The organism is Pantoea sp. PNA 14-12, from assembly GCF_004364735.1.
GTDB classification, from domain to species: Bacteria; Pseudomonadota; Gammaproteobacteria; order Enterobacterales; family Enterobacteriaceae; genus Pantoea; species Pantoea stewartii.
Genome location: NZ_SOAJ01000001.1, coordinates 920,381 through 935,209, shown reverse-complemented (window position 1 = coordinate 935,209; position 14,829 = coordinate 920,381). Strand labels below are relative to the sequence as shown.

The 14,829-nt window shown below is 55.3% G+C and carries 12 protein-coding genes; 1 reads left to right on the top strand and 11 read right to left on the bottom strand.

Features of this window, described 5'->3' with window-relative positions; translation table 11 throughout:
• Positions 1 to 42: 42 nt before the first annotated feature.
• From astB to C7434_RS04470, 4 genes are read right to left on the bottom strand one after another with little or no spacing between them, the layout of a single operon-like run.
• A complete protein-coding gene (gene astB, locus C7434_RS04485) occupies positions 43 to 1,368 on the bottom strand; it encodes an N-succinylarginine dihydrolase (protein WP_033741110.1) in 1,326 nt (441 codons plus the stop codon).
• The gene (gene astD, locus C7434_RS04480; RefSeq protein WP_033741108.1) at positions 1,365 to 2,834 is read right to left on the bottom strand and encodes a succinylglutamate-semialdehyde dehydrogenase; all 1,470 of its coding nucleotides are present in this window, start codon (positions 2,832 to 2,834) and stop codon (positions 1,365 to 1,367) included. Before astD ends, astB begins: the two co-directional genes overlap by 4 nt.
• On the bottom strand, positions 2,831 to 3,862 hold the full coding sequence (gene astA, locus C7434_RS04475) for an arginine N-succinyltransferase (protein WP_033741105.1): 1,032 nt from the start codon (positions 3,860 to 3,862) through the stop codon (positions 2,831 to 2,833). Before astA ends, astD begins: the two co-directional genes overlap by 4 nt.
• A complete protein-coding gene (locus C7434_RS04470) occupies positions 3,859 to 5,079 on the bottom strand; it encodes an aspartate aminotransferase family protein (RefSeq protein WP_033741102.1) in 1,221 nt (406 codons plus the stop codon). Before C7434_RS04470 ends, astA begins: the two co-directional genes overlap by 4 nt.
• Before the next feature lie 877 nt (positions 5,080 to 5,956).
• Here C7434_RS04470 and C7434_RS04465 point away from each other — a divergent pair.
• Positions 5,957 to 7,048 carry a porin gene (locus C7434_RS04465; protein WP_033741100.1) on the top strand — a complete coding sequence of 364 codons (1,092 nt, stop codon included), beginning with the start codon at positions 5,957 to 5,959 and terminating at the stop codon, positions 7,046 to 7,048.
• Between the two features lie 68 nt (positions 7,049 to 7,116).
• On the opposite strand, the gene C7434_RS04460 is transcribed toward C7434_RS04465, so the two are convergent.
• The 7 genes from C7434_RS04460 to C7434_RS04430 form a co-directional block, all read right to left on the bottom strand.
• On the bottom strand, positions 7,117 to 8,022 hold the full coding sequence (locus C7434_RS04460) for a bestrophin family ion channel (protein ID WP_033741099.1): 906 nt from the start codon (positions 8,020 to 8,022) through the stop codon (positions 7,117 to 7,119).
• 96 nt (positions 8,023 to 8,118) lie between these two features.
• Positions 8,119 to 9,591 (bottom strand): YchO/YchP family invasin, encoded by a 1,473-nt coding sequence (locus tag C7434_RS04455; protein WP_133745311.1) that lies wholly within the window; start codon positions 9,589 to 9,591, stop codon positions 8,119 to 8,121.
• Between the two features lie 164 nt (positions 9,592 to 9,755).
• Positions 9,756 to 10,550 carry a glucose 1-dehydrogenase gene (locus tag C7434_RS04450; RefSeq protein WP_033741098.1) on the bottom strand — a complete coding sequence of 265 codons (795 nt, stop codon included), beginning with the start codon at positions 10,548 to 10,550 and terminating at the stop codon, positions 9,756 to 9,758.
• A 12-nt stretch (positions 10,551 to 10,562) separates the two neighbouring features.
• Positions 10,563 to 11,630 carry an ABC transporter permease gene (locus C7434_RS04445; protein ID WP_033741097.1) on the bottom strand — a complete coding sequence of 356 codons (1,068 nt, stop codon included), beginning with the start codon at positions 11,628 to 11,630 and terminating at the stop codon, positions 10,563 to 10,565.
• A gap of 16 nt (positions 11,631 to 11,646) precedes the next feature.
• Entirely contained in the window at positions 11,647 to 13,173 is a 1,527-nt protein-coding gene (locus C7434_RS04440) for a sugar ABC transporter ATP-binding protein (RefSeq protein ID WP_033741096.1), read from the bottom strand.
• 10 nt (positions 13,174 to 13,183) lie between these two features.
• Positions 13,184 to 13,795 carry a DUF2291 domain-containing protein gene (locus C7434_RS04435; protein WP_133745191.1) on the bottom strand — a complete coding sequence of 204 codons (612 nt, stop codon included), beginning with the start codon at positions 13,793 to 13,795 and terminating at the stop codon, positions 13,184 to 13,186.
• Between the two features lie 44 nt (positions 13,796 to 13,839).
• On the bottom strand, positions 13,840 to 14,775 hold the full coding sequence (locus tag C7434_RS04430) for a D-ribose ABC transporter substrate-binding protein (RefSeq protein WP_033741095.1): 936 nt from the start codon (positions 14,773 to 14,775) through the stop codon (positions 13,840 to 13,842).
• Between the last annotated feature and the right edge of the window lie 54 nt (positions 14,776 to 14,829).

The following is a 14,829-nucleotide window of genomic DNA, read 5'->3' as shown; positions in this document are numbered from 1 at the left end:
CCTTAAAAGCGGAAGCGGGCAACCCTGACGGCACCACCTGCTTCACTGCTGAAATATATACACATTTCCTAAGTCTAGCAGCCTGGTCAATTCATCAAGGGCAACCCGCCCTTCTTCCAGTAATTGCGGATCGCCTAAATCGCTTTGCGTCAGCCTGTCGCGATAGTGCTTATCGACCCACCGGTTCAGCGTGGCGAACACGTGATCGTTCATCAGCACCGCCGGGTTAACGGCCTGGCGCTCCTCGGGGGTTAATACCACGCGCAACCGCAGGCAGGCGGGGCCGCCACCGTTGTGCATACTTTCCCGCAGGTCAAACACCTGCAGGGACTGTAACGGACCGCCGCCTTCCACCTGTTCACGCAGGTATTCCCAGACGCCGGGATGCTGGCGCGACTCTTCCGGCAGCACCAGCATCATGCTGCCATCCGGGCGCGTCAGCATCTGGCTGTTAAACAGGTAGGTACTGACGGCATCCTGCACGGAGACCCGGGCTGTTGGCACCTCCAGGGCGACAAAACCCGGCACACGGTCGCGCAGTTGCGCCAGTAAACCGGGCTGATCAACAAAAGCCTGCTGATGGCAAAACAGCAGTTGCTGATTGCTCACGGCAATGACATCGTTATGGAAAACGCCCTGATCGATGACCGCCGGATTTTGCTGCGCAAAAATGACTTTTTCAGGCGAGAGCTGATGCAGGCGGGCGACCGCTTCACTGGCTTCACGGGTTTGCCGGGCCGGGTAGCGTCGGGGGGCCGTATCAGACTGGCCGTCGCGACCATAGATAAACAGTTGTACACCCGCGTCACCATAGTCGCCGCCCAGACGGTTATGGTTGGCCGCCCCTTCATCACCGAACCTGGCCACCTGCGGTAGCGCATCATGCACAACAAAATGTCGCGGATCGCGAAACAGCGCTCGCAGCAGAGCGGCCGTTTGCGGGGCTTCAATGGAACGGTGAAATTTGTTGTTGAGATTCGCGACGGTGAAATGCACCCGACGGTCAGCGCTGTCGGCTGAGGGTGATACCGTTGCCGCATTGGCCACCCACATCGCCGAGGCCGAGCTGGCGGCTGACAGTAACGCGGGGGCCGTTTTATGGGCTTTTTCCAGAACCTGCGCATCGCTGCCGCTAAAACCCAACTGACGCAGCACGGCAATGCCGGGCCGCTCATGCGGCGGGATCACGCCCTGAACAAATCCCATGTCGGCCAGCGCTTTCATTTTCAGTAAGCCCTGCTTTGCCGCCAGCCGCGGATTCGACGGCTGGTGTTGATGGCGCGTCGAGGCTTCGTTACCGAATGACAACCCCGCGTAATGGTGCGTCAGTCCGACCAGCCCATCAAAGTTGGCTTCTGTGGCTTTCATGGGCGACCTCCTTGCGGTGAAAAATCCAGGCCCGGTGACAGTGTTGCCGGAAGCGTAAGCTGCGGCGATTCCAGCGAGGCCATCGGCCAGGCACAATAGTCTGCGGCATACCAGGCGCTGGCGCGATGGTTACCCGAGGCGCCAATCCCGCCAAACGGTGCCGTACTGGCAGCGCCAGTCAGCGGCTTATTCCAGTTCACAATACCGGCACGCGCTTCCAGCAACAGCTGGTCAAACTGCTCGCGGGAAGGTGAAATTAACCCGCACGCCAGGCCGTAACGCGTCTGGTTAGCCAGTTGAATCGCCTGCGGATAATCGTCGTAACGCATCACCGCCAGTAGCGGGCCAAATACTTCTTCATCCGGCAAATTGTCTACCGCGGTCACGTCAATAATGCCGGGCGTTAACAGCGCCTGTTGCCGGTTGGGCCAGCGCATTGCCAGCAGTATCTTGCCGCCCGTCGCGACGCGCTGCTGCCATTCGGCATAAATTTTTTCGGCAGCGGCGCAGGAGATCACGCTGCCCATAAAAGGTTGCGGATCGGCGTTCCAGGCGCCGGGTTGCAACCGCCCGGCCACCTCAACCAACCGTGTCAGGAAGGCATCACCGGCCGCGCCCCGTTTGACCAGTAAGCGGCGCGCGCAGGTACAACGCTGGCCTGCCGTGATAAAGGCTGACTGAATGGCGATATGCACCGCCCCGTCGATATCCGCGGGGTCGTCCACGATCAGTGCATTGTTGCCGCCCATTTCCAGCGCCAGCATTTTTTCAGGCTGCCCGGAAAACTGGCGATGAAGCTGATAACCGGTATGTGCGCTACCGGTAAACAGCAGGCCGTCAATGCCCTGCTCAGCCGCCAGCGCCTGGCCGGTTTCACGTCCGCCCTGCAGCAGTCCCATGACGCCATCTGGCAGGCCCGCCTCCCGCCAAAGCTGTACCGTTTTCTCAGCGGTGGCCGGCGTCAGCTCGCTGGGTTTGAACACCACACAGTTACCGGCGAGCAAGGCGGGCACAATGTGACCATTCGGTAAATGGCCCGGGAAATTATACGGGCCGAATACCGCCAGCACGCCATGAGGACGATGACGCAGGGCATTTTCGCCCTGTTGCTGCTCCCCGGTGCGAGCGTGATAGGCTTTAACGGAAATCGCAATTTTGTTGATCATCGCGGTCACTTCCGTCAGCGCTTCCCAGCGCGGTTTCCCCGTTTCCTGCGCAATGCAGTCGGCCAGGGCGGTTTTGTGGTTCTCGAGCTGTACCGCGAAACGTTCAATGATGGCCTGACGGGCGGCAAAAGGCTGTCTTGCCCACGCCGGAAAGGCCGACCGGGCCGCCTGGCAGGCCGCTGTAACCTGCTCCGATGAAGCCGCGCACCCCTGCCACAGCGTGTCGCCGCTGACCGGGTCCTGTTTGGAAAAGTGATCTGACTCGCCAGCGAGCCACTGTCCGTTAATCAGGTGCGTCATGCCTTTTTCTCCTCACTACACAGCGTCACTACGCGCAGGCTGTCACCCGGCTGGCACTGCAACGCCTGTAACTGTTCGTCATTAAGCTGAATATGTTCAGCGCTCGGATCGACCGGTATGAGTGCGACACGAAACCGGTGATAATCGGTGTTGGCGACCAGACAAAGTGGCGCATCCTGCCGGGCCTCGCCTTTTCGTGCCGTCAGTAACCGGCTGTCCCGCACGGCGCGGATGTCATCAATGTCACATTCCAGCGTCGGCCCGCCATCAAAGATGTCAATATACTGGCGGTAGCGGAAACCCTCCGCCTCCAGTACCGCACGTGCGGGCGCGGTTTTAGGATGGACCTGACCAATGACGGCCTGCGCTTCCGGGGTTAAATAGTGCAGATAAAGCGGGTGCTTGGGCATGAGTTCCGCAATAAACGTTTTCTGCCCGGTACCGCTCAGAAAATCGGCTTTGCGAAATTCCATCGAGAAAAAGTGAATGCCCACGCTGTCCCAAAACGGGGAATGCCCCTGTTCATCGCTGACGCCGCGCATTTCGGCAACCACCCGCGCCATAAAGCAGTCGCGAAAGTTCGCCATAAACAGAAAACGGGACTTCGATAACAGATAACCGTTTTTACCGTCACGATAGTCGGGATCCAGAAACAGCGTGCAGAGTTCGCTACTGCCTGTATGGTCATTGCTTAATGACAGTGTCGGCAACGTGGCGTACACGTTCAGCTCTTTTGAGGCATGCACCTGTGTGCCGACCCGAAAGTTGTACCAGGGTTCCTGTAGACCTACAGCCACCTCAATGGCGCAGATCCCCACCGCGCGATTGTCCTGGCTGTCAGCCAGCACAAACACATAGCCCTGTTCAGCACGCGGCAGCGTGCCCTGCCAGGTATGCAGCGAGCGTTCGATTCGGGCCTGTAGCGTGGCGCTGTCAACCGGCAAGGAGGTCAGTCCGCCGCCTGTTTTTGCCGCCAGTGCCATCAGCTGACTCAGATCATCCCGCTCGACCGGACGAATCACCATCATGATGCCTGGCCCTTAAACAGCTGTTCACAGGCCTGGGCAAAGCGCGCCATACCAGTCTTTACTTCCTGTTCGCTGATATTCAGCGCCGGCGCGAAACGCACCACGTCAGCCCCGGCGATCAGCACCATAACGCCCTGTTCAGCAGCGGCGAGGTTGATCTGTTTGGCTTTCCCCGCAAAGTCGTCGTTCAGTACGGCCCCAATCAATAACCCTAACCCGCGCACCGTTTTAAAAAGATGCAGACGTTGATTGAGGTCATTCAGCGCCGCCACAATCCAGTCATGGCGCATCTTCACGCCGTCCATCACTTCAGGCCGGTTAATCAGTTCCATGACTTTCCCTGCCACCGCGCCCGCCAGGGGATTACCGCCATAGGTTGTGCCATGCGTGCCCACGCCCATCACCTGCGCCAGGTCTTCACGCGTTAACATAGCACCAATGGGAAACCCACCGCCCAGCGCCTTGGCACTGGTCAGGACATCCGGCGTCACGCCATAGTGCATATAGGCGTACAGAGAGCCGGTCCGGCCAACGCCGCTCTGCACTTCATCGAAAATCAGCAAGGCCTGATGTTTATCGCACAGTTCACGCAGGCCGCGCAGAAACGCGGGCTCTGCCGGAACAACACCGCCTTCCCCCTGAACAGGTTCGACAATGACGGCACAGGTCTGATCGGAAATCAGTGCGGCAGCAGACGCAAGATCGTTAAATTCCGCGTGCTGAATATCTGCCGGAAGTGGCGCAAAATCTTTTGAATAGGCAGGCTGCCCTCCCGCAGAAACGGTAAACAGCGTGCGGCCATGAAAGGCATTTTTAAATGCGACGATGCCGCTTTTATGGTTACCAAACCGGTCATGTGCCACTTTTCGGGCCAGCTTCAGCGCCGCTTCGTTTGCCTCTGCCCCGGAGTTGCAAAAGAACACACGGTCAGCAAAGGTGGCATCGATCAGGTGTTTCGCCAGACGTAAAACGGGTTCATTGGTATATCCATTGCCTGTATGCCACAGACGTGAAGCCTGCTCCTGAAGCGCCTGCTGAAGCGCGGGATGCGCATGGCCCAGCGCATTAACGGCGATACCGCCGGCGAAATCGATATAGTCTTTTCCCTGCTGATCCCAGACGGTTGAGCCCTCTGCGCGGACCGGTACAAAACTGGCGGGTGCATAAACCGGCATCATCCAGTGATCAAAATCATGACGCGAAACCTGCAGTGGCATAGTCCTTCTCCTGTACCCCAGGGGTAATCTGTTTGTTTGTTAAATGTTAAGAATGTAAAGACTCGTCCTACGATAGATTGCAGATAGCGTGCCAGCCAAGGACTAAAATGCATAAAATGGAGCGCATAACCAATTATCAATAACTTACGCGTGGCTCTTATTCATTTAAAATGCATAAATAGTGAATAATAGTCTGAGGGAGACGGGATAGTAGCGTTTTTTATAGCGGAATTATGCAACGACGATATGAAATATTGCTTTTGTGATCGCTGATAAATTATTTGTTTAAAAGCGTGCAAAGTGCGCCTCACAATGGGGCGCTTGCATGGTTGTTGTGCAAAACAAAAGAAAACTATTATGACCGGGATGAATTAACTCAAATAAAAGACAAAAGAATGAACTGGAATAAATTACTCCTGGTTTCATAATTTATAATTATTCATCTGTTTTTTTATTTTATTTCCAGGGTGACTATCAGGAATTTAATAACCTGTACCAGGCCAGAATTACAATTACTACGCAGACTAATGATATGAAACCTGTCCTTTTTAGATTATTTTTTAGTCATAAAAGGTTGATTATTTCACCACGGTCGCTAGCGCTTTCGTTTTTTTACTGGTCTGAACAGGGCACGTTAATGATATAAATCAAATGACTGTTATATATGAGATTTTCTTCTTTTTATTGCCAGATAATTCATAAGAAAAAACAATAATACCGGCCACAAGCCAGTCAGCAAAGGCGTTTTTATCGTTTAGTTCCCTGAAATACACATTTAGTTACACTTATTGCGCTAGGCTGAATTAACAATTTGTGTCATTTTCTTTTCACCCCACCAGAGGGGCAAATAATAAGACAACCACAGGGTAAATAATAAATGATGAAGCGCACTTTAGTGGCGGCATTAATGCCGTTACTGATCGGCCTGCCGACTGCTCAGGCCGCACAAATTTATAATAAAGACGGAAATAAGCTGGATTTACAAGGCAAGGTTAACGTTTCGCATTATTTTTCAGATGATCCGTCAAATAATGGCGATCTCACTTCCTATGCCCGCATCGGTTTTAAAGGCGAAACCGCCATCACCGATCAACTCACTGGCTATGGTTTCTGGCAGTACCAGTTCAGCGTCAAAAACTCTGAAGGTGCAGATGCCAACACCGGTAACAAAACCCGCCTGGGTTATGCCGGGCTGAAATATGGCGAACTGGGTTCACTGGACTACGGCCGTAACTACGGTCTGGTTTATGACGCATTAAGCTACACCGATATGTTGCCGGTATGGGGTGGAGACTCTGCCTATAACGACGCCTTCCTGACTGCTCGCTCAGGTGGTGTACTGACCTGGCGCAATAAAGACTTCTTTGGTCTGGTGAAGGGCTGGAACATTGCGGCACAGTACGAAGGTAAGAACGATCGTACCTCGACCAACAATGCCGGTCTGCAGGTGAGCCGTGCGAATGGCGATGGCTTTGCTTTATCTACCTCATATGACTTTGATTTTGGTTTGAGTTTTGCTGGCGCTTACTCAAGCCTGCAACGTACTCAGGCACAAAACGCAGCGACTTTTGGTCGCGGTGACAAAGGACAGGTATGGGCAACATCTGTTAAGTATGATGCTAACCAGATTTATCTGGCAGCAATGTACGGTGAAACGCTTAACGCCACACCGATGCCTTCCAGTGCGACCGGTTTCGCTAACAAAGCACAGAACATGGAATTTGTTGCGCAATACCAGTTCCTGAATGGCTTACGCCCTTCATTAAGCTACGTCACCTCAAAAGGCAAAGACATTGAAGGTATCGGTGATGCCGATCTGTATAAATACTCTTCTGTGGGTGCAACTTACTACTTCAATAAAAACATGTCGGTGTACGGCGAATACCGTATTAACCTGCTGAAGAAAAATAATCCGCTGGGTCTGGCAACAGATGACATTACAGCGGTAGGTCTGGTCTACCAGTTCTAAGCGTTACCCCCTCATTGTTAAACGGCCCGGCCTGTGTCTGACGGGCCGTTTCTCTTTACCCCGTCCTCTCAGCTCAGGCGATAGTGACAGTCCGGCTGCATCGGTTGGGGCAGATCCTTCTCTCCCGACATTTCCCGCAAATTGATTTCTATGTTGATGCAGATAGCATCCATCGGCAGATGGTTATTCTTATAGCCAAACGGCATTTCCAGCTCTTCCGCCAGCGTATCGAGTGACAAAAAGGTGTAGGAAATAAACATCGACACCAGCGGCGTCATCGCATGCAGGTCCGGCGCCAGCGCAAACGGCAGCAACGCACAAAACAGATAAACGGTACGCCGTAGCAGCAAGCCATAGGCAAACGGCACCGGCATGCTGGCCAGCCGTTCACATCCTCCCAGCACTGCCGCAATCTGGTTGAGGTTGTTGTCAATCGTGCTCCAGACAATATCGCTGATTACCCCTATTTGTCGCTGCTTTGCCAGCCACTGCGACAATTGCAGATGCAGCATATTTGCCGCCGAGTGCTGGCCCAGCAGCACCTCGGCCTCGCTGCCCAGCAGGCGCGTCAGGTCGTCACGTGCATCCGTATGACGGAGTTGATGTTTCAGACTGGCACAGAATGCCAGCAGCATGGCCTGCACCCGCTCCGCATCTGCCGGACAGAAGGCAATAACCTGACGCAAAATATTACGGCAGGCAATCAGCAACGCCCCCAGTAACAGGCGGGCCTCGCTGAATCGCGCATAGCAAACGCTGTTACGGAAACCCAGAAAGATAGCGATGGAGACGCCCAACAGGCTGAACGGCGCCAGCGTGAGCTTAATGCCCAGGGTTTCATACCAGTCCAGCAACGCTAGGGCGAGCAGCGACATTAACAGGTTAAGAAACAGGCGGAACAGGATATCGGGCAGAACAGAGCCATGCCAGGCAAACAGGCGGATAAACCAATGGTTGGGGGGTCGAAGAATCATGGTGTGCAGATGAATGGATATTTTTGCCGATTCTGCGAGTGTGCGTGTGCTTTTACCAGTGAAAAAGTGTGACAAAAATCACACTTTATTGTGACGTTAGTCGCTGAAGCTCAGCGGATCGGTAACCGGCGAGCGCGCCTCCGCCTGTTCCGCGGGCGGCTCATCCAGCGACAACGGCGGCTGGACCCTGAGGGTGATCCAGTTGGACGTGACGCGCTGTTGTTTACTGTCTTCGACCGTAACCGACAGATGGTAAGTATTGCTGGCCCCTGGCGTGCTGTCCCACGGCGGCACAATCACGCTCCAGCCGTCCGTTGCACTGTTGTTCGGGGGAGCAGTCAGACTCAGCGCCGCCGTGTCGCCCTGCCAGCTCAGCCCCTTAATCGCATGACTGGCGCGTACCTGCAGCTTAAGTGGAACGCTCTCGCCCGGATTAAGCTGCCATGGCGGCGTCGCCAGAAACACGGAGAGGGTTTTGCGCTGCCGGTAAGCCATTACCGGCGTTTGGCTGCGCGTGACGGTATCGTAGCGACTGCCACGCAACGAACGCATCTCGGCGACGTTACTGGCATCCAGCTGGCGGCTTAAAGCCACGCCAAAACGGTAATTCAGTTTCAGCCCAACCTGATCCTGGGTCTCGCCGGCACTGCTGGTTTTGTGGCTGGCCGTGAAGGTCACCAGCGGCACGGGCGTGTAAGACAGCCCGAGCGAGAGTGCCGCCGGATTGTGGTAGCGATTACCGCTGTTAAACAGATCAACCTTTTCACCCAGATACTGCTGATAACTGAATGACACGCCCAGTTGACGGTAAAAAGGAAGATAGCTTTGAGTGGTGATGTCGTAACCTTCGGCCATGCGGTATTGCTGGCTGCTGTCACGATTGCGCCATCCTGAAAGCGGATGATAGTAATTAGCGGAGAGCCGCAGGTTGTTGCTCCAGGCTTCCGTTCCCACCGATGCGCGCTGGAGGCCGCTGCGAAAACTGCGATCGATAAAACTGTTGTAGCCTAACAGCCAGTTGCCCAGATCCCAGCGCTGGCCCAGTCCCGCATTACCGACCACCCCTTCCACCGTATCGTGCAGACCAAGCTGACTAAACGTCAGATAGCGGTTTTCATCGGCCAGCGGACTAAACAGATTACCGCCGGTCCCGTCAAAATTGCCGTCCATGTCAACTTTCAGGTCGAATTCTGCATTACCGTAGGGAGAGAGCAGCGACTGCCCTTCCGTTTCCACCCGCGTCGCAACTTCGTCACGCAGATGATTAAACGCCCACTGCCCGGCCTGCTGACCAAAGGTCACATCGCTGCTGCTTTCACTGGCTTCTGCAATGCTTTTCGCCGCCTTCGCCAGTTTTTCACTCCACTGATGATCCTCTTCGACATGCCCCAGCGACGGAAGGTCGTCAAGCGACTGCCGGAAACGAGCGGGATCGCCAAACGGGGTGGCAGGAATCTGACTGTCGGCTTGCAGCGCACGAACAGGGGCGGCGGCGATGGCCGTCATGACAGTCAACGCGAGGAGAACAGGTCTGTAAATCACATCATCAGGTCCGGGCATAAACATTATCAGGTGGTTTCTCAACGAGAATGACAAAACCAGCGCAGACTATTTTAGCATAATGTGACACAGATTAATGATTTGAAGCGATATTTGTGCTCAGCGAAGCGGCAAACCCCGTATGAAACGGCGTTAAGATAACCCTTCACCGACGTAACGCGCCGGGGAAAACATCAGGAGAAAATCAATCCGCCGTCCACATTGATCGTTTGCCCGGTAATATAGCGCGCATCATCCGAGGCCAAAAACGCCACCAGCCCGGCCACATCCTGCGGCTGTCCGGCGCGCTTCAACGGAATTGTGTCGACCCACTCCGCCATCAGTTCGCCTTTGCCATAGGTTTTCTTATCGCTGCTGAGAATGGCCCCCCAGGCCCGATCGTTGTAATCCCACATTTCACTTTCAATAATGCCCGGGCAAAACGCATTCACGGTAATGTTCCAGCGCGCCAGTTCCAGTGCCAGACTTTGTGTAATACCGATTACCCCCATTTTACTGGCGGCGTAATGCGGCGTGTAGATAAAGCCTTTGCGTCCCTGGCCGGAGGACGTATTGATCAGGCTGCCGCCGTTTTGCTGCACCATGTATTTGGCCGCCTCACGACAGCACAGCCAGACACCGGTGGTATTGACGGCGAGCACGCGCTCGAAATCGCTTTTCGGCAGCGCATCAAACGCATCAATGGTGATAATCCCTGCGTTTTGAATCGACACGTCAATGCCGCCAAAACGTTCTGCGGCCTGCCGATACAGGCGTTGTACCTGCGCTTCATCCGTGACATCCGCCTGCAGGGCCAGGATAGCGGCCCCGGTGGCGCGAAGACTGTCGGCCGTGGCAAATACCCGATCAGCATTGGAGACCATCACAAGGTTTGCGCCGTCCTGGGCAAAGCGGGCGGCGATGCCGGCACCAATCCCGCGGCAGGCGCCGGTGATCACCACGGTTTTTCCACTAAAATTGCGGTTCATGCTGCTCCCCTGTTATCCATGACTGATATCAGCCCGTGGCGTGACCGGCTGCTTTTTTTCATGACGACGCAACAGTATCACTTTGCTCTGCAGGCGCTGCTGGAACTGGTCAATCACCACGGCGGTCACTATCACCACGCCCTTGATCACCATTTGCCAGAAATCACTGACGCCCATCATGACCATGCCGTCAGCCAGAAAGACGATAACAAAGGCCCCGATGATTGAGCCGGAGAGACGACCGCGCCCCCCCGCCAGCGCGGTACCGCCCAGCACCGTGGCACCGATAGCATCCATTTCAAACATATTGCCGGTCATCGGATGCGCAGTCTGTAACTGGGAGGCAACGATCAGGCCGACCAGTGCGGCACACAGGCCCGAAAAGGCATAGACGAATACTTTCACTTTGATAATCGGCACACCGGCCAGCCTTGCGGCCGGTTCATTGCCGCCCGTCGCATAGATGTAGCGACCAAGCGGCGTTTTACGGGTGAGATAAAGGCCAAGCAGCAGGAAGCCGATCATCAGCCAGATCGGAATGTACACGCCCAGGAAGGTGCCCGATCCTAACCACGCGAAGCCGGTGTTGCCTAACGCAGGCAGGCCCACCAGGTTGGCATAGGTCGCGCCATCGTTAAACAGCAGCGCCGCGCCGCGGGCGACATACATCACGCCCAGGGTACAGATGAAGGGGGCGACGCCCAACCGGGTAATTATCGTCCCGTTAAGCATGCCCACCAGCACACCAAACAGCGCTACCACCAGAATCACCTCCGGCACGTTCAGGAAGAGCCGGTTCCCGTCCCATAACGGGATGCCTGCGGTCAGCAACGCCCCCGCGACCATACCGCAGATACCGGCAACCGCGCCCACCGAGAGATCAATGCCGCCGGTCAGGATGACAAGCGTCATGCCAATCGCCAGCAGGCCGGTAATCGCCACATGCTGCGTCATGATCAGTACGTTAGAGGGCGTCAGAAAATTCGGCACCATGACGCTAAAGAAACCGACGACGATCAGTAAGGCAATAAAGGTACGCGCCTTGAGCAAATACATATAAAGCAGATATTTTTGGTTCATGGAGTTCTCCGGCACCTCAGGCTTGCGGGGTTGACGCGCTAATCAGTTTTTCGCGCGTGGCATCCGCGCGGGGAAGATCGGCAGTAATACGGCCGTCGGCCATCACCAGAATGCGATCGGCCAGCGCCATGACCTCAACCAGTTCAGACGACGAAAACATGACCGCCAGCCCCTGTTGCGCCAGCTGACCAATCAGGTGGTACACATCGGTTTTGGCGCCCACATCAATGCCGCGCGTGGGTTCATCGAGCAGGACGACCTGAGGACCGGTCATCAGCGCTTTGCCCAGCACCACTTTCTGTTGGTTGCCGCCGCTCAGCGAGGTGATGGGCAGTTCGCTGTCGCTGACTTTAATGGCCAGCTGCCGAATCATGTCATTCACCCGCTGCTGCTCCCGTTCAGGGTTTACGAGGCCCAGCGCGCGTCGAAACCCGCGCAGGCTGAGATCGGACAACGTCATGTTGGCGGTGATCGACATCAACCCCACGATGCCTTCGCCCTTGCGATCCTCCGGCACCAGCGCAATCCCACGCCTGAGCCGCTGCTGAAAATTACAGGTATCCAGTCGCTGCTCACCCAGACAGATATGCCCGTCCTGACAGGGCTGTAGCCCGATCAGACCTTTAAACAGCTCCGTTCGCCCGGCACCCAGCAGACCATAAATCCCAATCACCTCGCCTTTGCGCAGGCTAAAACTGACTGCATTCAGGCGGTAACCGCCGTTCTGATGCAGCGCCGTCAGCCCGTCGACTTTCAGTACCGTTTCGCCCTGTACGGCAGGCTGATAGTCGAAGTGTTTTTTCTTGTCGCCCACCATTTGCGCAATGATCCAGGGCACGCTGGCCTCGCGCACCTCCCGTTCCGCAATAAAGCGCCCGTCCCGGAAAATGGTGATGTGGTCGCCAATTTCCATCAGTTCTTCCAGCCGATGGGAGATATAAATGATGGTGACGCCACGTCGCTTGAGTTGCTCAATCACGTTGAACAGCACTTTGACTTCCGACTGACTCAGGGCGCTGGTGGGTTCGTCCATGATCAGCACGCGCGTGTCCTTTGACAGCGCCCGGGCGATCTCTACCAGTTGTTGATGACCAATGCCTAACTCATCCAGCGGCGCACAGGGATCGATGTCCAGCTCCAGCCGCTCCAGCAGCGCCTGGGCCAGCTGATACTGGTACTTTTCATTGATGACGCCGCGCTGAAAGAATTCGTTGGCGATAAAGATGTTGTCCATCACGTTCATATTGGGGAACAGGTTCAGTTCCTGAAAAATAATGCTGATGCCCAACTTCTCAGCCTGATGAGTGGAACTGAGCGTAACCGGCTTGCCATCCAGCCAGATTTCACCTGATGAGGGCGTTTCAACCCCCGCCAGCATCTTCATCATGGTGGATTTGCCTGCGCCGTTCTCCCCGATCAGCACATTTACTTTGTTGCGATACACCCGATAATTGACCTGATCCAGCGCGGTCACACCGGGATACACGCGTGACAGGCCACGCGTTTCAATAATGACGTCGTCTTGCGGTTGCGCTTCAGGCATGATCACCTCCTCACTGACGCGTAATCTGGGCTGGCGTGATAGCAGGAAGGGCGCGCGGAATATCCCAACTACTGAACACCCCTACCACCTGGACGTGATCACCGGTTTTGATATGGCTGTCCTTCATCATGTTGACGGCCTGCTGATTAATGGCTTTGCCAAAATCACTGAACAGGTCCTGATTGTTGAAGTCCTGATAGCTGATGCCTTTATACGCATCCCGCAGCGCCGTACCACGAATAATCGGGCCCGTCTGAATAGTGACAGTGTCACCTGATGCATCTTTGACCTTCATTTTGCCGTTGCGCGAGGTGGTCTCCAGCGCCGTGACATCGCCGCTGACACTGACGCTAAAGACACAGGGGTTTTCGCTTTGTGAGCGATAGCCGAGCGCCTTACAGGCGCTGTCCAGATCCTTCTCTGCCTGCAGCCGCTGCATCAACTCGCCCAGCGGTCTGGCCTGAGCGACGATCTGCGGAACCAGCTTCTGCTGCCAGAGGGCGTGGATGTTGGCCATGTGCGGATTGGGGGGATTCTTGAGATCGGCCAGTTCCTGCTGTGAGACAATACGGCAGCCACTCAGCGCGGCGACCACCACTATCAGACAGAGTTGGTTGTACATACATTCTCCCTGGCGCCCGTAAAGACGGGCGCAATACGCGTGAATTACGACTTGTAGTTAAAATCTTGTACGTTTTTGGCATTGTCTGGCGTGATCAGAATGCCGCGGAACATCACACGTTGTTTCTCCGGCTTGACGCCCTTCTGGATGTAGTTATCCAGGTCAGTCATGCCCTGCGCGGCAATCGCCTGGGCCTGCAGCATGACGGTGGCTTTTAAGGTCCCGGCTTTCACCGCATCACGCTCGTCATTGCTGCCGTCAATCCCGACCACGACCACATCGTTGCGGCCTGCCGCTTTTAGTGCGGCAATCGCGCCCAGCGCAACCGGACCATTACCGCAAATCACCCCTTTTACGTCCGGGTGGGCCTGTAAAATGCTGTCCATGATGCGTTTGCCGTCGATAAGCGTGCCTTTGGCATCCTGACGGGCGATGCTTTGCATATCGGGATACTGTTCCAGCACCTGGTGGAAGGATTTTGAACGGGTGACGCAGTTGTTGTCTGCGAGGTTACAGGTCAGCTCGGCATACTTGCCTTTCTCACCCATTTTCTCGACAAACACGTTGGCCACATCCGAACCGGCCTGAAAATTGTTATGGGTGATTTGTTCCAGCGCCACATCGTCTACCGGGATTTCGCGATTGATTAACACCACCGGTATCCCGGCGTCTTTCGCTTTCTTAATGGCCGCGACGCTGGCTGTCGAGTCCGCGTTATCCAGAATGATGCCCTGCACTTTTTTGCCGATGGCCGCATCGATCAGCTCATTTTGTTTTTTGACATCCTCACCATGAGACAGCACCGAGGTTTTGTAGCCCAGTTCCTGCGCTTTCAGATTGGCCCCCTTCGCTTCTGAGGCGTAATAGGGATTATCCAGGGAGTTAACCAAAATCATGATGGTGCCCTTTTCCACGGCAAGCGCCGCGTGGGAAAACAGGCAGGCGGCAATCGAAGTACAGAGCAACGTCGTTTTTTTCATGGTGATGTCTCGCTATTATCGTTGTGGCAGGGAAAAGATGACGGGGCCGGTCGC